The sequence below is a fragment of the Methylophilus methylotrophus DSM 46235 = ATCC 53528 genome, from assembly GCF_000378225.1.
Lineage (GTDB): Bacteria > Pseudomonadota > Gammaproteobacteria > Burkholderiales > Methylophilaceae > Methylophilus > Methylophilus methylotrophus.
In genome coordinates this window covers 316,944-339,160 of record NZ_KB905141.1, presented here as the reverse complement: position 1 = coordinate 339,160, position 22,217 = coordinate 316,944, and the positions used below count along the sequence as shown (strand labels likewise).

The following is a 22,217-nucleotide window of genomic DNA, read 5'->3' as shown; positions in this document are numbered from 1 at the left end:
CATGTGGGTGATCAAGCTCGGGGGTAGCGTGACACACTATGGCAGCCTGGTGAAATGGCTGCACCTGGTTGCGCGCTGGGGTGACGGCAAGGTGATTATTGTGCCGGGTGGTGGCATGTATGCAGATGCCGTGCGCGACTTTCAACGCATGCGTGCCGAGATGGCTGATGGGCATATCAATGACCAGCAGGCTCATGCACTGGCGATCTATGCCATGGATCAGATGGCGCGTAGTCTGGTGGCAATGGTGCCAGCGTTAACACTGGTACGCAATCCGCTAGAGATTGCAGAAAGTGGCTGGCAACATCGTGGTCTGGTTTGGTTGCCCAGCGAAATGGCTTTGAACCCGGTGCTTGCTAATGAGTTGGCCTTACCTGAAACCTGGGACATCACATCAGACAGTCTGGCCGCTTGGCTAGCCTGGCAACTGGAAGCGAGCCATTTACTACTGGTTAAATCAGATGATCGATTGTTAGCGATGCATAATGGTTTGCAACTAGAAAAACTGCAAGCCATAGACATGGTGGATCAAGGCTTCTCAAGTTTACTCAAGCAGGCCAAATTCCAGACCTGGATACTTCATCAAAGCCAATATAGACTTTTTGAAGAGGGGTTTTCAGTTCATCCGGATCAAGATTATTTATTGAAAACCGAGTAATTCACGCACGCAGAATTATTCTTTAAGTCTAACCGTTCCTGCCCAGCAATTTATTCCAAAGCATCACTTTTCTCAAAGCGGCCAAAATGCAGCATGATCGTTGGCAAAATCAGCAAGTTGAGGATGGTAGACGAGATCAGGCCACCCACAATAATCGTCGCCATCGGTCCTTCAATTTCGCGACCAGGCTCACCGCTACCGATAGCCAGCGGTAACAACCCCAGCGCGGTGACCAAAGCGGTCATCAATACTGAAGGCAAGCGTTCTGAGGCGCCGCGAATACAGGTTTCCAGATTCCAGGTGCAACCTTCCTTGTCGACGAGGTGCTGAAAATGCGAAATCATCATGATTGAGTTACGCAATGTGATGCCGAATAAAGTCACAAACCCAACCAGCGTACCTACCGAAATCCAGCCTCCTGTAAAGAAGGTGGCAATCACGCCACCGATCAAGGCGAACGGCAGGTTGGCGAAGGTTAGCATTAAATTACGCAAGCGGCCAAAAGCGATATAGAGCATCAGGAAGATCGCTACGCCTGCTACCAGGGAGTGAATAATCAAATCCTGACGTGATTGGGCATTGGCTTCGGCTTCTCCAGAGAACTCCAGGTAGTTACCGCTATTCAATTGCAGTTTTTTATGTAGAGTGTTGCGTATATCCTGAATTAATAAGGCCTGGTCACGGCCACTGATATTTGCCGTAATCGTTTGTATGCGCTTGGCCCCGGCGTGCAAAATCTTGGAGCGACCGCCTTCCTGTGCCACATATGCGACATCGGATAATTTCAGTATTTGACCTTCTGGGTTAAAAATCGGGATATTGCGCATGTCGGCAATATCATCCCGCGAGGCATCATTCAGCAGTACGCTAACGCCTATGGAACGGTTACCCATAAAAACGTGATTGACTGGCACCCCTTCATAGCAGGCTTTGACAGTATCGAGGACATCCATGGGTTGCAATCCCCATAGGGCAAGTTTTTCCTGTTTGAGTCTGATGATAATTTCCGGTGTTTCCGGTGGTGATTGCACCATGACATCGCGCACGCCACGGATTTTGCTGAGCAAATTCGCGACTTTTTGGGCATCCCTGTCAAGCGCGTCCAGGTCCTGGCCATAAATATTAATCACCAGGCCAGCGGCATAGCCGGAAATGGTCTCCTCAATCCGTTCGGTGAGAAAGGTATTGATGGCAAAGTTGGCGCCGACAAATCCTAATTCTACCTTGCCATCGTCGTCATCATCTTCTGTTTCACCCGCAAGCTCTTCACGAATATTATGCAAGATTCGTTCTTGCTCCGCACCGGACACCGTGCCAATCTCAACTTCGAACTCACTGTAATGGGTGCCAAAGGTATCTGCTGCATTCGGCGCACGTCCTACCCATTGCGCCACGCTTTTAACGCCGGGAATCTCCAGTAATACTTTGGTGACCTGGTTGCCCAATTTAAGGGTTTGCACTTCTGAAGTGCCAGGCACTGCCGTCATGTGCAAGATGTAATGGCCTTCACGCAGCGCAGGGATAAATTGTCCTCGGAATAAAGGCAAGACGGCCAGACCCAATGCAATGCAAATAAAACTGGTTGCTAAGATCAGCTGATAACGATTTTCGATAAGATGCAGCAATTTGACATAACGCTGTTTCAGCCAATGCAATAAAGGTGAGTCTTCGTTTTTAAGTGGTGCATTGGCGAGTAAGGCATAGCACAGGGCAGGGGTAAGCGTCAGAGCGACGACCAGCGATGCCAAAATTGCTGAGATATAAGCATAGCCTAATGGAGCAAACAATTTGCCAGCTACCCCCGATAAAGTGAGCAAGGGTAAAAACACCAGGGCAACAATTATTGTGGCATAGACCACAGAGCTGCGTACTTCCATGGAAGCCTGGAACACTACTTTGGCTGCGGGTAAAGGCTGCGCAAGCAGGCGGTTCTCGCGCAATCGGCGGAAAATATTTTCCGTATCAATAATGGCATCATCTACCACTTCGCCCAAGGCAATCGCCAGGCCACCCAGTACCATGATGTTGAGGCCCACGCCATATTGGTAAAGTACAACGATGGCTGTCAGCAGTGATAGCGGAATAGCGGTGGCAGAGATGATGGCTGTACGGACATTAAACAAGAAAACAAACAGGACCAACACCACCAGCATCGAACCGATCAGGATATCGGTTCGCAAGCTATGAATCGCTTTTTCAATAAAATTGGCAGGGCGGAACAAGCCTTCATGTAAAGTGACTTTTTGTGTCGTCAGGCTGGGTCTGATATCCGCCAGTTTGCGTTCTAGTTGCTTGGTTAAGGCATAGACATTAGCACCTAATTGGCCCTGGACCGACAGGTATACTGCGGGCTGACCATTGATAGCCGCGGCGCTGATAGAAGGTGCGGCGCCTTCTGTGACTTCTGCAACATCGCGGATGCGGATAGTGCGGCCAAGTTTGCGCAGCAGGGTGATATTGGCTAATTGCTCCGGAGTAGTCGTTTGGCCCTGGCTATTAAGGATAATCCGCTGGTTATCATTTTGAATATATCCCGCGCCGCGTACACCAGTGGCGCGGTTGGCCGCATTGACCACATCTTGTACATTCAATTGATATAGCATCAACTTGCGTGGATCAATCTTGATTTGGAACTGACGTACTTCGCCGCCATACACATTGACATCCGCCACCCCAGGAATGGCCATTAAGTGGGGAGTGAGATGCCAGTCTACCAGGGTACGCAATTGCATGAGCGAGAGTTTGTCTGAGGTCACTCCTAACCCCAGCACTGTGCTGGCTGAAGAGGTTAAGGGCGTGATGTTGGGCACAATGCCTGGCGGCAACTGGTTACCCAGCATATTCAGGCGTTCTGCAACGATTTGTCGGTTGCGGTAAATGTCTGATTTATCTTGGAAGATGACTGTAATAATTGACAGGCCGGGAATGGATTGCGAACGCAGGCTTTTAATGCCGATGGCCCCAGAAACCGTATTTTCTATTGGCTGTGTGACCAGCTTTTCGACCAGGCTGGCCGAGAGTCCAGGCGATTCGGTTTGAATCACTACCTGTGTCGGTGCGAACTCAGGAAACACATTCAAGTCACTTTGGCTGAGGCTGTAAGCCCCATAGACAACCACGAGTATGGCTAGGCCTATAATCACACCATAAAAACGAATGGCAAACCTGACCAGCGCCGACATCATGCGGATGGCTCCCGTTGGTTTGACTGTGATGGCAGCTTAGTCATCATTTTCGTTCTTGATCTGGAACTTGAATTCTTCTGATAGTAGCAGTTGCGCACCGCGAGTCACCACTTCTGTCCCGGGGCTTAGGCTGTTATCAAACCAGCCGTTATCCAGCTCAATGTCGGATGCGACAGGTTTGCGCAAAAACGTGTCTGGTTTGGTTTTGACATATATCCAGGCCATGCCGCCATGCCAGGCAATTGCCTGGTTGGGCACAATGACGCCCTTTAAGGAGGAAGACGCGTTCGCCGGGACAACATTCACCCGCATGCCTACACGCAAGTAGTCTGCTGGAGCGCTATAAAAGTAAGTTTTACCAATGTTGCTAATATCGGTCTGTATTGACTGTGAAACATAATCTGCCCGGATCGGGGGGACCTCATCCTGTATCGGCGATATAAATATACTGGAGTTGCCTTCAGGCGCTTTAAAATTGAGCGGAAAGCTGACCTGTACCAGCACTTTTTTCTGCATCAGTAAATCATGGAGGGGGCCTGGCGTAGGGTGTTTCGTCACCAATGTGGCCAGCGGTTGCCCCCATTGGGCGATAATGGTATCGGTGAGTGCCTTGATTTGTGCTTGTGCAGTTTTGATCTGCGTCTGGTCATTAATTACCAGTGCCTGTGCTTCCTGTACGGCTTTATCAGAAACGTTTTTGTCATCTTCGTTTAATTGCTTGTAACGCTGGTACTGTAACTGATGGTTTGGTAACACACTTTCTGCCAGGGCCAGTTGCGCCTTCAACTGCTGATACTGGCTGTTGTAGTCGACCAGTGTCTGGATGGAAATGACGGAGCCCAGCACCTTGATATTGCCGTGATAATTGTAAGCTTGTAAAGGTTGCACGCTAATGCCGCTGTTTTTCTGCGTGGCAAGATTCAGCTTGACGACTTGTAAGCCATTTTGTTCGGAAACCCTTAGCGGACTTTCAATTTCCTCTTCATCTTCACTCTGAAGGGACTCATATTCATCACGACCAACGAATACAATCGTCCAGATCAGGATCACAATAAAAACAATCTGGGCGCCGATAATCCAAAGTGCTTTTTTATTCATTTTGCGGGCACCTCTTTATTTCTGGTTGGCAGATGCCATTTCACGCTGTGAAAGGGCTATGGGCTTTTGCATGACATTTTCGATTTCCTGCAAAGACCGCATGACATTGGCTTGCTGGGTGATCAGGCGTTGCTGTGCACTATAAAACTGGATTTCTGTTTGCAGATATTCCGTTTTGTCTATCAGTCCCTGACGCCACTGTTTTTCCAACTGTGCCTTGCGGTTGGATTGTTGCTCGTATTCGCGTGTCAGGGTGACTAGCAGATTGGCGGCACCACGATACTTGATCAAGGACTGCTCTGATAACTGGATCACCTGGTGCTGTAAGGCATAAAAACGGGTTGCTTCATTTTGGCGTACTTGCTCGGCTTGCGCCCACAGGTCTGAAGATTTGTTGAGCAGATTAAGCATGGTCCCTATGCCTAATCCCCAGATTTTATCGCCATATTCATAGGCGATGCCAGGGTTCAGCGACAAGTCCGGATAGCGTTTTGCCATTGCCAGTTTGAGTTGTGATTCGGCTTTGGCGTATTGCGCAAGTCCACGCTGGATATCCATACGATTGGTCAGGGCGTAATGCTGGATTGTTGCCGCATCGGCATAGGTTTGCGATTGCGCAAAGCGGGATTTCAAGAGTTGCGAAAGCTGGATGGGGGCAATCGTCAGGGGCAGGTTGTTCTGCTCGGTCAAGCCAGCATCATGCAGGATTTTCTGTTCAGTCTGCCTAATTTGTAAAGTTAACTGTTGCAGTTGCCAGGCTGACTGGTCACGCTGCAAGCGGATAGGCAGCACATCAGCATTGCCTGCCATACCAAGATCAAGGCGCTTTTGATAGGCTGCCAGCAGAGCCTCTTGGGATTTTTGTAGCCTGGCCAGATTAGCCTGCATGGCTTGTTGTTCCGCCAGCTGTATCAGATCCATGCTTAATTGCTGGCGTAGCATCCACGCAGTTTCCGAAATCTGGATTTTTGCAATATCGGCCTGATATTGCGCGATTTCTATGTTGATCTGTCGTTTGTTGGCAGTGATGACTGGAATGTCCACCTGCAAGCCATAAGCCCACGGGTTGATATCACCATTGGCACGGTTGCTGTGGGATAAGTGACCATTCAACCCCACTTGCGGCCGCAACCCGGCACTGGTGATGCCCGCCAATGCGACAGCATAATCGGACTTGGCCACTTTGAGCACCGGGTGGAAGTACAGGGCCGATAAAGTTAAGCTATCGATATCCCAGGCTTGAATAGGCCAGGTGGTTTGAGGTGACTGCGTTTGAACAAAAGTTTTAAAACCATCCTGTGTTGGCGTGGCCTGCTGTATGGTTTCTATGTTCTGTTGCTGTGGAATAGGGTTAGCCTGAAAGGCGATACCGCAGGCGGTTAACAAAAGCGGTGAAACGTAAGCAAGCAGGCGCATGGCATTACAGAAGGCGGGTGCTAGTCGCACATTGCCCGGTGGTTATTTATTCAACAATCGTCGCGTGGGCAGCATCCAACGCGTCTTGCAGCAAGTCTTCCGGCAACTGGTTGATGGTGGTTGCCAGTAAGTCAGCTGCCTCAACCGTGCGAATTGGCAGGTCTGTGGTATTGAGTTCCGCGATTAAACCAGCAGCCACACCAGTGATCTTCAGCAATAATTCACGCTCTCGCATTAAAAGCTCAAGTTCTGCCCTGAGCATGTTTTCTTCGGCTGAATGCATATTCCGTCCCATGAACAACTTAATTTATGATGATTAGTCCAACATCTTGCAGTTGAACGACGGGCTTGTCAATGTGAAGTCTATAAGTTTGTGAGATCAGCTTAAAATGGGCTATAATACCGAATTGTCGGTTTTGGCTGGCAATGATTGCGAAAGTGGCGAAATTGGTAGACGCACTGGATTTAGGTTCCAGCGCCGCGAGGCGTGAGAGTTCGAGTCTCTCCTTTCGCACCACCTGGATTGAATGGTGGTGGTAATGAATAAAACAGGCTTCCATTCAGGGAGCCTTTGTTGTTTTAAGCATCCTATGATGCTTAAAACAACACTAGTCGGCTATCCATACTCTATCAGGTAATATTTTCATGCGCCCAATCGGGCTGCGACCAGAAAGGATCACTATGAATATCGTACAAACATCAAATGCACCTGCTGCCATCGGACCGTATGCGCAAGGGGTTGTGGTCGCTAATATACTTTATACCTCAGGGCAAATTGCTTTGCGTCCGGATGGCAGTTTAAATGATGGTGATATTGTGGAACAAACCCGTCAGGTGCTAGCTAACCTGCAGGCCATTATCGAATCTGCAGGCGGTAGTTTGCAGCAAGTGGTTAAAACTACCGTTTTTCTCAAGAATCTTGATGACTTTACCGCCATGAACCAGGTCTATGCAGAAGCCTTTGCCGGCCATACGCCTGCACGCTCTACCGTGCAAGTAGCCAAGTTGCCGCGAGATGTCTTGGTAGAAGTTGAGGCGATTGTTGCTTTAGCCTAGGTCTTGAAGTCCAGTTTTTGTGCTCCATATTGATAATGAATGAGCCGTTTTAGTGGCTTGTGCTGACTAGCAGAAAATGATTGTGCTGCTGCTTTCAGGATTGCTGGCTTGAAGTTTATTTCAATTCGGAGTTGTGTTATATTTTTATGCTCTTTTTTCATCATTTGATCACTTGTCTAACACTTTACTGTGGTCAGGTTGTGTGAAAATATGATTAATGCCCACTTGATGGCGCTCACTTACATAACCCATCGTTAAAAAAACGATTTTTACAGGAAGTTCAGCATGGCAGCAGTATCTGTTGAAACAGTCAGCAACTTGGAACGTCGCATGACCATCAAAGTCCCTTTGGCTCCGCTCGAAGGGCAAATCAGACAACGTTTACAGCAAATTTCACGTACCGCCAAATTTGCTGGTTTCCGCCCAGGCAAAGCACCTATTGGTTTGGTGAATCAACACTATGGTGACCAGGTGCGCGATGAAATCTACTCCAAAGCGGTTGAAACCAGCTTTGGTGAGGCTGTTGAACAGAATAAATTGCGCGTAGCAGGTTTTCCTAACATTGAACACATCCCATTCAAGGACGCGGCTGAAGAGTTTGAATACATTGCTACTTTTGAAATTTTCCCTGAAGTGGCTGTCGGAGATCTGACAAAAGTCAAAATTGAGCGTCCAACCCTAGAGTTGACCGATGCTGACGTTGAGAAAACCCTGGATGTACTGGTTAAACAGCGTGTAAGTTACGAGCCAGTCAAACGCATGTCTAAAAAAGGTGACCGCATCAACATTACATTGACAGCCTCTATGGATGGCCAGCAAGTTGAGAGTACGGGTGACCGCGGGATCGACCTTGTAATTGGTGAGCCAGGCCGTGTGAAAGAATTTGATGATGCATTGATCGGTGGTAAGGCCGGTACTGAAAAAACGTTTGATATCACCTATCCTGAAGATCACAACCCAGCCCAATTGGCTGGAAAAACAGTCACTTATGATGTGAAGTTCATCTCGGTTTCACAACCAGTGTACCCTGAAGTGGATGCTGAGTTTGCGAAAAACCTGGGTGTGGAAGATGGCAACATTGAGACAATGAAAGCCGAAATCAAGCAAAGTCTGGAACAGGAAGTCGACAAGCGACTCAAAGCACGTATTAAAGAAGCCGTTTTCCAGGCATTGGTTGATGAAACCAGCTTCGAACTGCCCAAAGCGATTGTTTCAGCTGAAACCAACCGCCTGATGCAGGTCGCAGCGCAAAACTTGCGTCAGCGTGGTGTTGACCCGGCACAAGTGCCAATGGAGCCTTCTGTATTCGAGGCGCAAGCCCAGCGCAATGCCAAGTTGAGACTCGTATTGAGCGAGTTGGTTAATAGTAACAATTTGCAGGCAACAGCAGATCAAGTCCGTGCCATGGTAGATACTTTTGCACAAAGTTTTGAAAAGCCAGACGAGTTGGTGAGCTGGTATTATGCTGATGTAAAACGCTTGGATGAACCAGCTGCACTTGCAACTGAAGAAAATGTGGTGGCTTGGGTGCTGGACAAGGCCAAAGTGACCAGCAAAAAAATTAAATTTGATGAATTGATGATGGCAGGTGCTTAAACCATGAATTATATGAACGCGAACGAAGGCATGATGCAACAACGTATGGAGCCGCAAGGTCTTGGCTATATTCCAATGGTCATTGAGCAAAGTGGCCGGGGCGAGCGTTCATATGACATCTATTCACGCTTATTGAAAGAGCGCGTTATTTTCCTCGTTGGCCCTGTCAATGACATGACGGCCAACCTGGTTGTGGCGCAGCTTTTGTTCCTGGAAGCTGAAAACCCGGACAAGGACATTTCCTTGTACATCAACTCGCCGGGCGGCTCAGTGACGGCGGGCATGTCGATTTATGACACCATGCAGTTTATTAAGCCGGATGTCAGCACCTTGTGTATTGGCCAGGCGGCCAGCATGGGCGCTTTCCTGCTGACTGCAGGGGCCAAAGGCAAGCGTTTTTGCCTGCCTAACTCCCGTGTCATGATCCACCAGCCATTGGGTGGCTTTCAGGGCCAGGCCTCTGATATCGAGATCCATGCTAAGGAAATTCTGTACCTTAAAGACAAATTAAATGGCATTATGGCTCATCATACTGGCCAGAACATTGAAACCATTGCCAACGACACGGATCGTGACAATTTTATGAGTGCTGACGCTGCCAAGGCTTATGGCTTGGTAGACCAGGTGATTGCCGCACGTAGCGCTGTTTAATCAGCGAGCAACCAGCAGGGGAATAGCATGGCAACTAAATCTGATAGCGAGAAGCTTTTATATTGCTCGTTTTGCGGCAAGAGCCAGCATGAAGTTAAAAAACTGATTGCGGGCCCGTCTGTCTTTATTTGCGATGAATGTGTTGACTTGTGCAACGACATTATTCGTGAGGAAATCCAGAGCCTCAACGAAATCAAATCTGCAGACAAGAAACTGCCGACACCACAAGAAATCTGCTCTATCCTTGACCAATATGTCATTGGCCAGGTGCAAGCGAAAAAGAACCTGGCAGTGGCAGTTTACAATCACTACAAACGCCTGGGATATAATCCTTTATCTGAAGGCAACCAGTCTGGTAAAGACGATGTAGAAGTGCAGAAAAGTAACATTCTGCTGATTGGGCCAACTGGTTCAGGTAAAACCTTGCTGGCGCAAACTCTGGCGCGTTTGCTGGATGTGCCATTTGTGATGGCTGATGCGACGACATTGACCGAAGCCGGTTATGTGGGTGAAGACGTCGAAAACATCATGCAGAAACTGCTACAAAAATGTGATTACGACGTTGAAAAAGCCCAGCGCGGCATTGTCTACATTGATGAAGTCGATAAAATTTCGCGTAAGTCTGACAACCCGTCGATTACGCGTGACGTATCAGGCGAGGGTGTCCAACAGGCTTTGTTGAAACTGATCGAGGGCACGATTGCCTCCGTCCCGCCACAAGGTGGCCGCAAGCATCCTAACCAGGAGTTTGTGCAACTGGACACTACCAATATCCTGTTTATCTGCGGCGGTGCCTTTGATGGCTTGGAAAAGGTGATCCGTCACCGCTCGGAAAAAGGCGGTATCGGCTTCGGCGCTGAAGTAAAAAGCAAAGAAGACGTACGTGCCGTAGGTGAAGTCTTGCGCGAGGTTGAGCCGGAAGATCTGATCAAGTTTGGCCTGATTCCAGAATTTATTGGTCGTTTGCCAGTGGTGGCGACCTTGGAATCCCTGGATGAAGAAGCACTGATGACGATTTTGGTCGAACCGAAGAATGCGTTGACCAAACAGTATATGAAACTGTTCAAAATGGAAGGCGTTGAACTGGAGTTTGAAGAGTCTGCCCTGCGTTTGATCGCTAAAAAAGCGCTTGAGCGTAAAACTGGTGCCCGTGGTTTGCGTTCCATCATGGAACACGCGTTGCTCGACCTCATGTATGAGTTGCCATCACTCAAGAGCCTGTCCAAGGTGATTGTAGACGCTGGCGTCATCGAACACACTTCCGAACCGATTCTGATTTACCAGGATACGCAAAAACGCGTCGAAAACGCACACTAAATCTTGCTTGCAATAGCCGTCCGGCTATTGCAAGATAGCATCTACAACATTAGATGCTGCTTCTATTGAATTCTCAAAGAATGTTCCCATCTAAATGCAAAGGGCTTGTTCCTTTGACACTTTACGAAAGAAGCTATGACTGAACACACTTTGCTTGACTCCGAGACGCCTGACACTGCTTTAATCCCGTTACTGCCGTTGCGTGATGTTGTTGTTTATCCACATTTGGTGATCCCACTGTTTGTTGGCCGCAGCAAGTCGGTCAAGGCATTGGAGCGTGCATCAGAGGGTGACAAGAAGATTCTGCTGGTGGCGCAGAAATCTGCCAATAAGGACGACCCGACGGCTGAAGATCTGTATGAGATCGGCACGCTGGCGACTGTATTGCAAATGCTGAAACTACCTGATGGCACGGTTAAAGTGCTGGTAGAAGGCCTGCACCGCGTACGCGTTTCCGATTTTGTCGAGACCGATGATTGCTTTATGGCATTGGGCGAAGAAGTCGAACAAACCGACCAGGACGATAAAGAAGCAGAAGCCTTGATGCGCACTGTCATGACGCAGTTTGACCAGTACGTCAAACTCAACAAGAAAATTCCGCCCGAAATCCTGACTTCACTGGCGACAATCAATGAGCCTGGCCGTCTGGCAGACACGATTTCTGCACACCTGACCCTCAAGCTGGAAGAAAAGCAAAAAGTATTGGAAATGCTTAGCGTCATTGAGCGTCTGGAGCATTTGCTTTACCTGATGGAGTCTGAAATCGACATCTTGCAGGTAGAAAAACGTATCCGTGGCCGTGTGAAACGCCAAATGGAGAAAAGCCAGCGCGAGTATTACCTGAATGAGCAAGTGAAAGCGATTCAGAAAGAGCTAGGCGAGCAAGATGAAAACGCCGAGATGGAAGAGCTGGAACAGCGCATCAAGAATGCCGCCATGCCTAAAGAGGCGCTTGCCAAAGTGACTGCTGAGTTCAAGAAACTCAAATTGATGTCGCCGATGTCGGCTGAAGCGTCTGTCGTGCGTAATTACATCGACACTTTGCTTAACTTGCCATGGAAAAAGAAAACCAAGATCAGCAAAGATCTGCAGGCTGCAGAAGCGATTCTGGATGCCGATCATTATGGTCTGGACAAGGTTAAAGAGCGTATCGTTGAGTACCTGGCGGTGCAACAGCGGGTAGGTAAGCTAAAAGCCCCAATTTTGTGCTTGGTAGGGCCCCCAGGTGTAGGTAAAACTTCGCTTGGACAAAGCATTGCCAAAGCCGTGAACCGCAAATTTGTACGTATGGCTTTGGGTGGCGTGCGTGATGAAGCAGAGATTCGTGGTCATCGCCGGACTTATATTGGCTCCATGCCAGGTAAGGTGCTGCAAAGCATGACCAAAGTGGGCGTGAAAAACCCATTATTCCTGCTGGACGAAGTCGATAAGATGGGCCAAGACATGCGTGGGGATCCGTCTTCAGCCTTGTTAGAGGTGTTGGACCCGGAGCAAAACCACACATTTGCCGATCACTATGTGGAAGTCGACTATGATCTCAGTGATGTGATGTTTGTGGCAACCGCCAACAGCATGAATATTCCCGAGCCATTACTGGATCGTATGGAGATTATCCGTCTGTCAGGTTACACGGAAGACGAGAAAATCAATATTGCCCAGCGCTACCTGTTGCCCAAGCAGCTCAAGGCGCACGGTTTGAAATCCACTGATATTTCGGTGGCTGAAAGCGTATTGCGCGATATCGTGCGTTATTACACCCGTGAGGCTGGCGTTCGTCGTCTGGAACAGGAAATTGCGAAGATTTGCCGTAAAGCGGTAAAAGAGCAATTACTGGCCAAAGGTAAGAGCAAAACCGTCAAGAAAATTAACGTCGCCAGCAAAAACATTGAGCAATATCTGGGCATCAAACGCTACGACTTTGGTGTGGCAGCCAAAGAGAATCAGGTAGGGCAGGTGACAGGACTGGCGTGGACCTCCGTGGGTGGTGAATTGCTGACGATTGAAGCCGTAACTTTGCCTGGTAAGGGTAAAACCATTACCACGGGTAAACTGGGTGATGTGATGCAGGAATCAGTGACTGCTGCCATGAGTGTGGTGCGTAGCCGTTCCGAAGGCTTGGGTATTCCTACTGATTTCTACGAGAAGAAAGACATCCATATCCACTTGCCTGAGGGGGCTACACCAAAAGACGGCCCAAGTGCCGGTATTGCGCTGACAACTGCCATTGTTTCAGTGCTGACAGGCATTCCAGCGCGCGCAGACGTGGCAATGACCGGGGAAATTACTTTGCGTGGTGAAGTGTTACCTATCGGTGGTTTGAAAGAAAAACTGCTGGCTGCGCATCGTGGTGGCATTAAAACAGTGTTGATTCCATCCGCCAATGAAAAAGACCTGGTAGAAATTCCGGCCAATATCAAAAAAGACCTGGATATTCATTGCGTAAAATGGATAGATCAGGTGCTGGATTTGGCTCTCGCCAGTGCACCACAGCCGTTAGCTGTGACTGCACCCGCCGTCGAGATTGTCGCTTCTGGTGATGCGAATCCGGAACAAGCAGTCACGCATTAGTAAAATTGATGCGAATTATTGTCAAAAGGCCGGATTAGCGCTTGACAGCTCGTTTTGCGGCTTGATATAAAGACGGTACAGGATGTACCTGTCTTTTTAACTAGTTATTAGGGGAAACACGTGAATAAATCAGAATTGATAGATCATATTGCAAGTGCTGCTGGTATTTCTAAAGCCGCTGCGGCTCGTGCTCTGGATGCAACAACTGAAGCTATTTCCGGCGCATTGAAAAAAGGTGATATGGTGACCTTGATTGGTTTTGGTACATTCTATGTAGGTGAGCGTTCTGCCCGTTCTGGCCGTAATCCTCGTACCGGCGCAACAATTAACATCAAAGCTGCTAAATCTCCTAAATTTAGGGCTGGTAAAGGTCTGAAAGATGCTGTAAACTAGCATTCTTTGGTTGAGCAGCTAGTTTGCTCTACCAGTAGTAGCAACACAAGTGGTTGTTACGGGTGCTTAGCTCAGTTGGTAGAGCGTCGCCCTTACAAGGCGAATGTCAGCGGTTCGACCCCGTTAGCACCCACCAAAACAATTTAAATTAAGAGTGCGAAGTTTGCGCTCTTAATTTTTTGAGTGACACGGTACTTAAGAAATTACTTTAATTAGCAATGCTAAGTACCGAATAAGTAATTAAAAAAATTAGTTGATTTTATAAAAAACAATGTTATAATTTCAGCTTAACGATTACCGGGAGCGGTAGTTCAGTTGGTTAGAATACCGGCCTGTCACGCCGGGGGTCGCGGGTTCGAGCCCCGTCCGCTCCGCCAAATAAAAGCCCTGATTTTTTCAGGGCTTTTTTCTTTTCTAGAGCCTTCTTTGCTTCTTGCGGCTCAAATTACACTCGCTGTATGAACTTTAATATCCAGTCCGGATTTCTGACAAAACAATTCGTTTTTAATATCTATCGCCGGTTTGATCTTGAGCGCTTTAAATCGCTGGATGAGTCTGTGAGTGACATCCTGTTTAAACTGCAATGAATGGGGTGAACATACGGCCTCAGTCCAGCCATGATGGCGGGTTTATGGTATAGTTTGCTGTTGCAAAAAATCAGGTAATGGAAATCATAAAATGTTGGAAGCACTCAGAAAACATACACAAGGATGGATGGCAAAAATCATTCTGGCGCTGATTGTAGTGCCGTTTGCTTTGTTTGGTATTGACTCTTATCTCAATCAGGCGGGTAGCCAGGTTGCTGTCGCTAAAATTGATGGCCAGAAAATTTCGCTGCAAGAGTATTCAAATGCGGTTGAAAACGCCCGTAACTTTTTGCAGTCGCAAGGGCAAAAAGTGGATACTCAAATGTTGGAAAGCCCTGCGTTCAAGCAGTCTGTATTGGATGGCATTATTACGCGCCGTCTGGTTGAAGGTGCGATTCAGGATTATCGGTTTAAAATCAGCGATGAGCAGTTAAGCCAGCACATTCTGGGTATGCCCGAATTCCAGAGTAATGGCAAGTTCTCTGAAGATACTTACAATCAATTGCTGACACAAAATAAACTGACCCCAGCCAAGTTTGAGCAAAGTGTGCGTAAGGATCTTGCCGTTCAGCAAGTGCGTGACGGTTTATCCGCGCTGGTATTCATGCCCAAAAAAGTGGCTGAACAATCTTTGATGTCCGAGTTTGAGCAGCGGGAAGTGACTGTTACCGATATCAAGGTCTCTAATTTCCTTAATCAGGTCAACGTGACACCAGACCAGGTGCAAGCCTATTACAAGCAGCATAAAACCAAGTTTATTGCGCCTGCCAAGGTTAAACTGCAATTCGCATTGTTGTCTGCTGCCGGTTTGATGGGGCAGGTGAGTGTGACTGATGAAGAAGTGAAGCAATACTACGACGAGAACGCTGCCAAATTTCAGGGTAATGAGCAGCGTCAGGCCAGTCATATCCTGATTGGCTTTAACAGTTCTTCAAGCGCAGCAGAAAAAGCTGCAGCGAAAGAGAAGGCGGAAGCGATTCTCAAGCAAGTCAAAGCTAACCCTAAGAGCTTTGAAAAACTCGCTATTGAAAACTCACAAGACACTGGCTCTGCCAGTAACGGTGGCGACTTAGGCAGTTTTGGCCGTGGTGCCATGGTAAAACCATTTGAAGATGCTGCTTTCTCCATGAAGGTCGGCGAGATCAGTGACCTGGTGGAATCCGAGTTTGGTTACCACATCATCAAGTTGACCGGTATTACTGGCGAGTCTTCTGACTTTGATTCCATGAAGCTTAAAATTAAAGCCGAATTGTTGTTCCAAAAGGCCCAGGCGAAGTATGCTGAACTGGCGGATGACTTTGGCAACACAGTCTACGAACAATCAGGCAGCCTGGATCCCGTTGCCAAGAAGTTTAATCTGCAGGTACAAACTTCTCCAGCCATGAGCAAAGACGAAATCTCCAAGTTCTTCAAGAGTGATCGCTTGGCAAATATGGTGTTTTCTGACGAAGTATTGAAAGAAAAACGCAATACTGAAGCTGTGGAAGTCTCACCTAACAACCTCGTTGCCGCTCGTGTGGTTGAATACACGCCAGAAGCCCCTCGTAGCTATGATGAAGTTAAAGGCGGGATTGAATCGTTGTTGAAAGCCGAAGCCGCAGGCAAACTGGCGCAACAAAAAGGTGAAGCGCTCTTGGCTGACCTCAAAGCCGGCAAAGCAGTAGATGCTGACTGGATCACACCCGTCACCATAGACCGTAGAAATGCCCAAGGTTTAAGCGATGGCGTGATGAGAAACGTGTTTAAAGTGAATACGCATGCCTTGCCAGCCTATTATGGTTTTAACGAAGCTAACAGCGGTTATACCGTGATTAAAGTGATTGCGGTGAACCAGAAGCTCAAAGACCAGCCAGACGTTGCTGACCGTGCATTTAAAGCCTACCAGGCAGCGTTGGGCGCAGAAATGTCACATGCTTATGTGGGCTCGCTCAAAGCCAAAAAAGATATTCAGTTCAATGCCAAAGTATTGTTATCCAAAGGTAACGAATAATTAGCTGACTGAAGTGAGAAAGGAGGGCGCTGCCCTCCTTTTTTATTTGCTGCATTCTTTTTGGTGTGCTTAGTTTTCTCAAAGCCCACCAATCACGTCCTCGATAAAAGCCAAGCCATCCATGGAAATCAACCAAGCTAATGCTGCGCAATTAAGAATAATGGTTGCCCAAAAAGTCACTTGAAAAGAAAGCTTCTTAGATTTGTGACGAAACAGTTTTTGGCCAATGATTGCCCCAGGCCACCCACCGATCAAGGCCAAGAGATGCAACGTTTTTTCTGGTATTCGCCTATTGTTTTGCCTTGCAGCCATCTTATCCAGCCTGTAAGCAATGAGTGTGCAGGTGCTTGTCAATAAATATATTTCCAGCACCCATAATGGTAGTCTTTCGGCGAAAACAGACATCGTCATGCAAATAAGAAAAACGATTGCAAAGAACAAAAGCAACGTGCCGTCGTTTGATCGCACATGTTCATCGATGTAGTGAACGTGTTCGGCCTTTAATTTTCCACTCGCTTCCTTAGTGATTTCATAAGTCACAATTTCATCGAGAATGGGGCGTCGCTGACGGTTTGAAAATGCAGTGATATGAACAAACACCTGCTTTCCACCGCTATTAGGCGTGATAAAGCCAAAACCTTGTTCGTCTTTCCATGAAGTGATTCTGCCTTGGTAACGCATATGTGATTGCTAGGTTTTTAAAAATTATTCTTCCCAAACTCTGTAAGCCTCTGTGGCATGAACACCACATTGGAACAATCAAAAGCTCTCATGAAACCTAACGGTTGGAGTATGGGGCGTCGTTAGGCGCCCCGATTAATTATGGGTTAGCCAAAGCTGGTTCTATGCTAAGGACTAGAGTACCTAAAATTGTTTTTTTAGCTTTTATATCCACAAAATTTACCCCATCAAAACGGCTTTCATTTTGTCCTGCTTTGCAAAAGCCTCCTCCAATAGGAGTTAATTCATTAAGTAATAACCTTAGCCACAACTTTTACTAGACCAATAGTAGGCAACAACAGATCCCTTTTCATTATGCGGATTACCTAAAAGATTGGTTATGAGTGCTGACAACCCAAAAATTTCAAAGAGTGTAAACGTACCAGCTTTTCCAGATATACCAAATTTCAACATTAAACTTTCGCCACTATTTCTTAAGCCGAAAAAGAAAAAAACAGATTGAAATTTATTGGCTAACGTCTTAATTAAGGGGCGCCGTTAGGCGTCCCGCTTGAATGATGGGTTAGAGTGCATTAGCTGAACTCCAGATTTTTTCATAGTGATTTAGCTTTTCAGGAACAACATCTGGGGGAAGCTGAACTAAATAGGTAGGTTTTGCTTTTGCTGCATCTTTTACAGACTGGCCCAGAAGCCAGCAGACATATCCATCAATAAAAATGACTCGGTCATGTAAAGAATTGCTTTCTTTAAGTTCTAATACTGCACCATGTTGAGCTTTATATTTTTGAGCGGCTGGAACAATTTTTTGAGCATTGTGGCTTAATAGTAAACGGATCTTTGCATTTATATTGCGAGAGTTAAGGTAATGGTCAAAAACAGTGTGATCAAGATACGGGTCAATTATAAAAATGGATTTTTCAGCTGAAGCAATTACTTTGTTTAAAGCATTGAAGAAGTCATAAACATCACCAGCCCCAAAATTAACTTCAATATTGGATGGGACTCTAAGCTCCAAGTCCGCTATTGCGCGGTGAATTGTGCCAAATATCTTAGTTAGACTGGAGTCGCGCATTAGGCTTGATGACATAAAATCACATGCTGACTTAAAAGCAATCGCCTCGATATTATCCCATCGTTCAATTAACGCATAAGCTTGAGCAAGCCAAACCATTTGTTCTTTTGACGTGGGTGAATAGTTCGACAAGTCAGGTGCTCTTTCAAGCAGTGCTCTAAGCTGTGCTAGTAATATCTGAGGCTCCATTGTTTTAAACTCTAAGGTTTGAATTAACGGGCGCGCTTTAGCGCGTCCCGGTTGAAAGATGGGTTAGATGGCGACGATAGCCATAAAAAGGCCGCGATGTTTAAAGCCACGCCCGCTGTAACAACTAGTAGATCATAAGGTACTGGCGACAAATGCACACTTACAAAATATGGAAGGTTAGAAGCGGCTACGAGCAATGCTGTACTTACCCCAACCGTCAGAGCTGAAAATACTTTGCTTAACTGGTAGTTTTTAATGAGTCGCCAGGTAACCCAAGTGAGAGGTATTGAGCAAACAAGAATTGCAGGGGTATATGAGAAGCCAAGAATAACCTGCCAGTATAAGGTGCCCAACGCGGTGCTATCTGTTTTTATAAAAAATGTGGCAACCATGCTGAAAAGACAAAGAACCGTAGAGGCTGTAAAGGCAGAGCCGAACCAATGCAGTGGGTCAATGTTCTTGGTGCTCACATAGCCTCCTAACGTTTGAATTCACCGGCCTGCGCAGCTTTTCGCACAGGTCCGGTGGAATGATGAGTTAGAAATTTCATTTAAAGGCCTTCTGAGCTTCAATGACGTAAGCCAACTCATGAGCATTCTCAAACTCTCGTACTGCAAAGCGTTTCTTTGAGAATTCGAGAGCTACGCTTCCAAGCTCAACAAAGACCGCTGAACTTACGGCTGCTAAAGGGCCGCCAACGAATGCAGCAGCGATACCCGTCGCAGCGGCAGCCTGTACGCTCTTTGCATCCAAAAGCGATGAAATACAGCCCGTGACAGATTCGAATCCAAGCCGTTTGCGTGTAGCCGTGTATTCATCAAGGCGACGCCCCAAGTCATCAACTACGAACGCGGCGGGCTTTCCTTGATAGTTGTTATGAAAGAACAAACGCAGATTGCGTAGCTTTGCTCGTGCGTCGGGGTCTTTTCGAAGCTCCAGAATCTGTTCCCATGATGCGCAGGAGGTATCAACAAGAGGGATACCTGATAGTGTCAATGCTGCGTATGGAGCATCGTCAGGTGATGGTTCGTCTTGTGGAAGCACGACCGTGGCATAAGACTTTCCAAGAGCTTTAGTGAGCTTTCTAAACTCCTCCCGCACGGATGACTGACTTCCGAGAGAAACGTCGTTCAGATAAATTTCCCTGACGTCCTCATAGTTGTTTGCGAATCGCTTTCGCGCGGGGTGTATTGCCTTTATGAATGCATCCCATGAGTCGATGTATTTCCCGAGGTAAGTCCACTTCTCAGACGAGCTAGTTGGCGTAACACCAAATAGCAGGTGAACAAGAACTTCACCAGAAACATCTTCGGGAAGTTTGAATAGGACATCGTTGCCTTCACCCCGCCCGTGCATAGAGGAAAAGGAAACAGGAATCACGCTGTCGAAATACAGTGCGGCCGTTTTCAGATCTTCAAAGCAAACAGCATTCTGGTTGGCTTGGTAGGTCATACTGGAAAGTTCTAACGTTTGACATAAGGGGCGCGCTTTAGCGCGTCCCGCTTGATGGATGGGTTAGGTATTTGGCTAAGCTTGTTTTGCATGAACATGTTGAAGTTTATTAACGACGACAGTTGTGATTTTCCAGCAAATGTAAATTGATAAAGGAAAAACTAAAATAAAAACTACGATGGCAAGCGGCAGTATTGCAAAACCAACACCTAAATCATTTTCTGGTAGGGGTTGATTTGGATAAATGGCATTCAATAAAAGATTTGTACTAATGTACTCCACGGATGCTGTGCAAAGAATTGCAAGAAAGCAGGTTGCAAATATCTTAGCTATGCCGACAATCCACTTCATGAGATACCTAACGTAAATCAGACCCCAAAGTCAAACCTAAAGTTTTATTTAGAATGGGGTATATAATATTTAAATACTAATTAATGAATAAAATTCAACTTGTTATATAATTTCGTACACCATTATTGCAATAAAATTTTAGTTTAGTGCACCTTGCTATTTACTTATGTTTTATATTGCTATTGAGTCAGCTCTAAGTAATTTAGCGCAGTGTTGTTAAATAAAGCAAGTATTCTGAAATGAACTATAAAAAAAACGCCTGACTTTTGACAGCTCAGGCGTTTTATTTTTTGCTAACAGATTGTCTTAATCGATCTGACCTGCAGCAGTGATGTTCATACCACCATCTACATAAGTGATTTCACCTGTGACGCCAGAAGCCAGGTCGCTTGCCAGGAAAGCAGCAACGTTCCCAACTTCTTCAATAGTCACATTGCGGCGCAGGGCGGCGTGTTTTTCGTTGAAGCCGATCATTTTGTCGAAGTCGGCAATGCCTGAAGCGGCCAGGGTTTTGATTGGGCCCGCAGAAACTGCATTGACGCGGATGCCGCGTGGGCCCAGGCTTTGTGCCAGGTAGCGTACATTCGCTTCCAAGCTGGCTTTGGCTACGCCCATGACGTTGTAGTTTGGCATAGTGCGTTCAGCACCCAGGTAGCTGATGGTCAACAGGCTGCCGTTGCGGCCTTGCATCATCGGGTAGGCGGCCTTGGCCATGCCGGAGAAGCTGTAGGAGCTGATGTCGTGGGCGATACGGAAGTATTCGCGGTCGATATTATCGAGGTAGTCACCATCCAGCGCGACTTTAGGCACAAAAGCGATGGAGTGCACCAGGCCATCGAGGCCATCCCAGACTTTAGCCAGTTCGACAAACAGGTTGTCGATTTGTGCATCTTCGGCGACGTCACACGGTAAAACGATCTCGGATTCGAAGTCAGCAGCCAGGTCGCGCACACGCTTTTCGTGTTTGTCGACTTGATAGGTAAAGGCTAGCTCGGCCCCTTCACGTTTCATTGCGGCTGCAATGCCATAAGCGATTGAACGGTTGCTTAGCAAACCGGCAATCAGGATTTTTTTTCCAGCAAGAAATGCCATGCTTGTTCCTGTGTGTTTGTTAGTTAATGCGGTTAGCGTGTGTTAGAACGCGGGTCAAACACGTCACGCAAACCTTCGCCGAGCAGATTATACCCTAACACGGTAATTAATATGGCAAGTCCAGGGTAGAGCGAGAGCCACCAGGCAAACTGGATATACTCTTTGCCATCGGTGAGGATGTTGCCCCACGAGGCTTGTGGTGGCTGTACGCCTAGGCCCAGGAAGCTCAGCCCCGACTCAAGCAGCACGGCGCTGGCAATGCCTAGTACCACACTGACCAATACAGGTGTCATGCTGTTAGGCAGGCAATGTTTGAAGATGATGCGCCAATCCTGGGCCCCTAGTGCGGTAGAAGCCATGACAAATTCGCGTTGGGTCAGGCTCAGGAATTCTGCCCGGACCAGGCGGGTGACGCTCATCCAGGAGGTGAGGCCGATAACAATCATGACGTTGGTGATAGATGGGCTCAAAAAGGCAATGACAGCCAGAATCAGGAAGAAGCTGGGGATGGAGAGCATGATATCGACCAGGCGCATGATGACAGTATCTACCCATCCGCGGTAATAACCGGCCAATGCGCCAAGAATGACGCCAATGACGGTAGAAATACCCACGGCCACCAAGCCAACCAATAATGAAACGCGTCCGCCAAACAACATGCGGCTCCATACGTCGCGGCCAAGCCCGTCCGTGCCCATCCAGTGTTGGCCGGAAGGTGCAAGGAGAATGTGCTTGACGTCTATAGCATCTGGATCATAAGGGGCGATCCATGGGGCGAGCAGGGCTAATAGCAGGATGACCCCTATTAGGCAGAGACCGGTTAGCGCTAAAGGATTTTGCAGGATTCTTCTCATCGTCATTTTGC

General features: G+C 47.4%; 20 protein-coding genes and 3 tRNA genes. 11 read left to right on the top strand and 12 right to left on the bottom strand.

Translation table 11 applies throughout. The annotated features are described in order from the left end of the window. Nucleotide 1: 1 nt before the first annotated feature. Entirely contained in the window at nucleotides 2-658 is a 657-nt protein-coding gene (locus tag F463_RS0101625) for an amino acid kinase family protein (RefSeq protein ID WP_018985292.1), read from the top strand. Between the two features lie 50 nt (nucleotides 659-708). Here F463_RS0101625 and F463_RS0101620 read toward each other — a convergent pair whose 3' ends face one another. Genes F463_RS0101620 through F463_RS0101605 form a run of 4 tightly spaced genes read right to left on the bottom strand, consistent with a single transcriptional unit; the run spans nucleotide 709 to nucleotide 6,640 of the window. Then, entirely contained in the window at nucleotides 709-3,843 is a 3,135-nt protein-coding gene (locus F463_RS0101620) for an efflux RND transporter permease subunit (protein WP_018985291.1), read from the bottom strand. Between the two features lie 36 nt (nucleotides 3,844-3,879). Next, on the bottom strand, nucleotides 3,880-4,941 hold the full coding sequence (locus F463_RS0101615) for an efflux RND transporter periplasmic adaptor subunit (protein WP_018985290.1): 1,062 nt from the start codon (nucleotides 4,939-4,941) through the stop codon (nucleotides 3,880-3,882). 15 nt (nucleotides 4,942-4,956) lie between these two features. Continuing rightward, nucleotides 4,957-6,387, bottom strand: a complete 1,431-nt coding sequence (locus F463_RS0101610) for a TolC family protein (RefSeq protein ID WP_245545097.1) — start codon at nucleotides 6,385-6,387, stop codon at nucleotides 4,957-4,959. A gap of 16 nt (nucleotides 6,388-6,403) precedes the next feature. Next, a complete protein-coding gene (locus F463_RS0101605) occupies nucleotides 6,404-6,640 on the bottom strand; it encodes a hypothetical protein (RefSeq protein WP_018985288.1) in 237 nt (78 codons plus the stop codon). Between the two features lie 149 nt (nucleotides 6,641-6,789). On the opposite strand from F463_RS0101605, the gene F463_RS0101600 reads away from it, so the two are divergent. Together F463_RS0101600 and F463_RS0101595 are read left to right on the top strand one after the other, a co-directional pair. Continuing rightward, nucleotides 6,790-6,874, top strand: a tRNA-Leu gene (locus tag F463_RS0101600). Between the two features lie 164 nt (nucleotides 6,875-7,038). Continuing rightward, nucleotides 7,039-7,413: a Rid family detoxifying hydrolase gene (locus F463_RS0101595; RefSeq protein WP_018985287.1), complete on the top strand. Its 375-nt coding sequence runs from the start codon at nucleotides 7,039-7,041 to the stop codon at nucleotides 7,411-7,413. On the opposite strand, the gene F463_RS14920 is transcribed toward F463_RS0101595, so the two are convergent. Continuing rightward, a complete protein-coding gene (locus tag F463_RS14920) occupies nucleotides 7,410-7,577 on the bottom strand; it encodes a hypothetical protein (protein WP_154650006.1) in 168 nt (55 codons plus the stop codon). The genes F463_RS0101595 and F463_RS14920 overlap by 4 nt on opposite strands. Nucleotides 7,578-7,698: 121 nt before the next feature. Here F463_RS14920 and tig point away from each other — a divergent pair, with 121 nt between their 5' ends. From tig to F463_RS0101545, 8 genes are all read left to right on the top strand, one after another. Next, nucleotides 7,699-9,009: a trigger factor gene (gene tig / locus F463_RS0101585; RefSeq protein WP_018985285.1), complete on the top strand. Its 1,311-nt coding sequence runs from the start codon at nucleotides 7,699-7,701 to the stop codon at nucleotides 9,007-9,009. A 3-nt stretch (nucleotides 9,010-9,012) separates the two neighbouring features. Beyond that, on the top strand, nucleotides 9,013-9,660 hold the full coding sequence (clpP, locus tag F463_RS0101580) for an ATP-dependent Clp endopeptidase proteolytic subunit ClpP (protein WP_018985284.1): 648 nt from the start codon (nucleotides 9,013-9,015) through the stop codon (nucleotides 9,658-9,660). A gap of 27 nt (nucleotides 9,661-9,687) precedes the next feature. Next, complete coding sequence (gene clpX, locus F463_RS0101575; RefSeq protein ID WP_018985283.1) at nucleotides 9,688-10,977, top strand: ATP-dependent Clp protease ATP-binding subunit ClpX; 1,290 nt, start codon at nucleotides 9,688-9,690, stop codon at nucleotides 10,975-10,977. A gap of 135 nt (nucleotides 10,978-11,112) precedes the next feature. Beyond that, the gene (lon, locus tag F463_RS0101570) at nucleotides 11,113-13,545 is read left to right on the top strand and encodes an endopeptidase La (protein WP_018985282.1); all 2,433 of its coding nucleotides are present in this window, start codon (nucleotides 11,113-11,115) and stop codon (nucleotides 13,543-13,545) included. Nucleotides 13,546-13,665: 120 nt separating this feature from the next. Then, a complete protein-coding gene (locus F463_RS0101565; protein ID WP_018985281.1) occupies nucleotides 13,666-13,938 on the top strand; it encodes an HU family DNA-binding protein in 273 nt (90 codons plus the stop codon). A gap of 60 nt (nucleotides 13,939-13,998) precedes the next feature. After that, nucleotides 13,999-14,074: transfer RNA gene (locus tag F463_RS0101560), tRNA-Val, on the top strand. Nucleotides 14,075-14,238: 164 nt separating this feature from the next. Beyond that, nucleotides 14,239-14,315, top strand: a tRNA-Asp gene (locus F463_RS0101555). Nucleotides 14,316-14,616: 301 nt separating this feature from the next. After that, nucleotides 14,617-16,515: a SurA N-terminal domain-containing protein gene (locus F463_RS0101545; RefSeq protein ID WP_018985279.1), complete on the top strand. Its 1,899-nt coding sequence runs from the start codon at nucleotides 14,617-14,619 to the stop codon at nucleotides 16,513-16,515. Between the two features lie 78 nt (nucleotides 16,516-16,593). On the opposite strand, the gene F463_RS0101540 is transcribed toward F463_RS0101545, so the two are convergent. From F463_RS0101540 to F463_RS0101520, 7 genes are all read right to left on the bottom strand, one after another. Continuing rightward, nucleotides 16,594-17,196, bottom strand: a complete 603-nt coding sequence (locus F463_RS0101540; protein WP_018985278.1) for a DUF1294 domain-containing protein — start codon at nucleotides 17,194-17,196, stop codon at nucleotides 16,594-16,596. 562 nt (nucleotides 17,197-17,758) lie between these two features. Then, entirely contained in the window at nucleotides 17,759-18,457 is a 699-nt protein-coding gene (locus F463_RS0101535; protein ID WP_018985277.1) for a hypothetical protein, read from the bottom strand. A 23-nt stretch (nucleotides 18,458-18,480) separates the two neighbouring features. Next, a complete protein-coding gene (locus F463_RS14915; RefSeq protein ID WP_154650005.1) occupies nucleotides 18,481-18,927 on the bottom strand; it encodes a hypothetical protein in 447 nt (148 codons plus the stop codon). A 76-nt stretch (nucleotides 18,928-19,003) separates the two neighbouring features. Further along, a complete protein-coding gene (locus F463_RS0101530) occupies nucleotides 19,004-19,909 on the bottom strand; it encodes a hypothetical protein (RefSeq protein ID WP_018985276.1) in 906 nt (301 codons plus the stop codon). 75 nt (nucleotides 19,910-19,984) lie between these two features. After that, complete coding sequence (locus F463_RS14910) at nucleotides 19,985-20,260, bottom strand: hypothetical protein (protein WP_154650004.1); 276 nt, start codon at nucleotides 20,258-20,260, stop codon at nucleotides 19,985-19,987. Nucleotides 20,261-20,566: 306 nt separating this feature from the next. Further along, on the bottom strand, nucleotides 20,567-21,352 hold the full coding sequence (locus F463_RS0101525; protein WP_018985275.1) for an enoyl-ACP reductase FabI: 786 nt from the start codon (nucleotides 21,350-21,352) through the stop codon (nucleotides 20,567-20,569). 32 nt (nucleotides 21,353-21,384) lie between these two features. Continuing rightward, nucleotides 21,385-22,206, bottom strand: a complete 822-nt coding sequence (locus F463_RS0101520; protein WP_026295208.1) for an ABC transporter permease — start codon at nucleotides 22,204-22,206, stop codon at nucleotides 21,385-21,387. Between the last annotated feature and the right edge of the window lie 11 nt (nucleotides 22,207-22,217).

Excerpts from the sequence above, each read along its gene's own strand:
- lon (WP_018985282.1), top strand. The coding sequence starts at position 11,113 with ATGACTGAACACACTTTGCTTGACTCCGAGACGCCTGACACTGCTTTA.
- F463_RS0101520 (WP_026295208.1), bottom strand. The coding sequence starts at position 22,206 with ATGAGAAGAATCCTGCAAAATCCTTTAGCGCTAACCGGTCTCTGCCTA.
- tig (WP_018985285.1), top strand. The coding sequence starts at position 7,699 with ATGGCAGCAGTATCTGTTGAAACAGTCAGCAACTTGGAACGTCGCATG.
- clpX (WP_018985283.1), top strand. The coding sequence starts at position 9,688 with ATGGCAACTAAATCTGATAGCGAGAAGCTTTTATATTGCTCGTTTTGC.
- clpP (WP_018985284.1), top strand. The coding sequence starts at position 9,013 with ATGAATTATATGAACGCGAACGAAGGCATGATGCAACAACGTATGGAG.
- F463_RS0101595 (WP_018985287.1), top strand. The coding sequence starts at position 7,039 with ATGAATATCGTACAAACATCAAATGCACCTGCTGCCATCGGACCGTAT.
- F463_RS0101605 (WP_018985288.1), bottom strand. The coding sequence starts at position 6,640 with ATGCATTCAGCCGAAGAAAACATGCTCAGGGCAGAACTTGAGCTTTTA.
- F463_RS14920 (WP_154650006.1), bottom strand. The coding sequence starts at position 7,577 with ATGATGAAAAAAGAGCATAAAAATATAACACAACTCCGAATTGAAATA.
- F463_RS0101545 (WP_018985279.1), top strand. The coding sequence starts at position 14,617 with ATGTTGGAAGCACTCAGAAAACATACACAAGGATGGATGGCAAAAATC.
- F463_RS14910 (WP_154650004.1), bottom strand. The coding sequence starts at position 20,260 with ATGAAGTGGATTGTCGGCATAGCTAAGATATTTGCAACCTGCTTTCTT.
- F463_RS0101530 (WP_018985276.1), bottom strand. The coding sequence starts at position 19,909 with ATGACCTACCAAGCCAACCAGAATGCTGTTTGCTTTGAAGATCTGAAA.
- F463_RS0101525 (WP_018985275.1), bottom strand. The coding sequence starts at position 21,352 with ATGGCATTTCTTGCTGGAAAAAAAATCCTGATTGCCGGTTTGCTAAGC.
- F463_RS0101535 (WP_018985277.1), bottom strand. The coding sequence starts at position 18,457 with ATGGAGCCTCAGATATTACTAGCACAGCTTAGAGCACTGCTTGAAAGA.
- F463_RS0101615 (WP_018985290.1), bottom strand. The coding sequence starts at position 4,941 with ATGAATAAAAAAGCACTTTGGATTATCGGCGCCCAGATTGTTTTTATT.
- F463_RS0101625 (WP_018985292.1), top strand. The coding sequence starts at position 2 with ATGTGGGTGATCAAGCTCGGGGGTAGCGTGACACACTATGGCAGCCTG.
- F463_RS0101620 (WP_018985291.1), bottom strand. The coding sequence starts at position 3,843 with ATGATGTCGGCGCTGGTCAGGTTTGCCATTCGTTTTTATGGTGTGATT.
- F463_RS0101540 (WP_018985278.1), bottom strand. The coding sequence starts at position 17,196 with ATGCGTTACCAAGGCAGAATCACTTCATGGAAAGACGAACAAGGTTTT.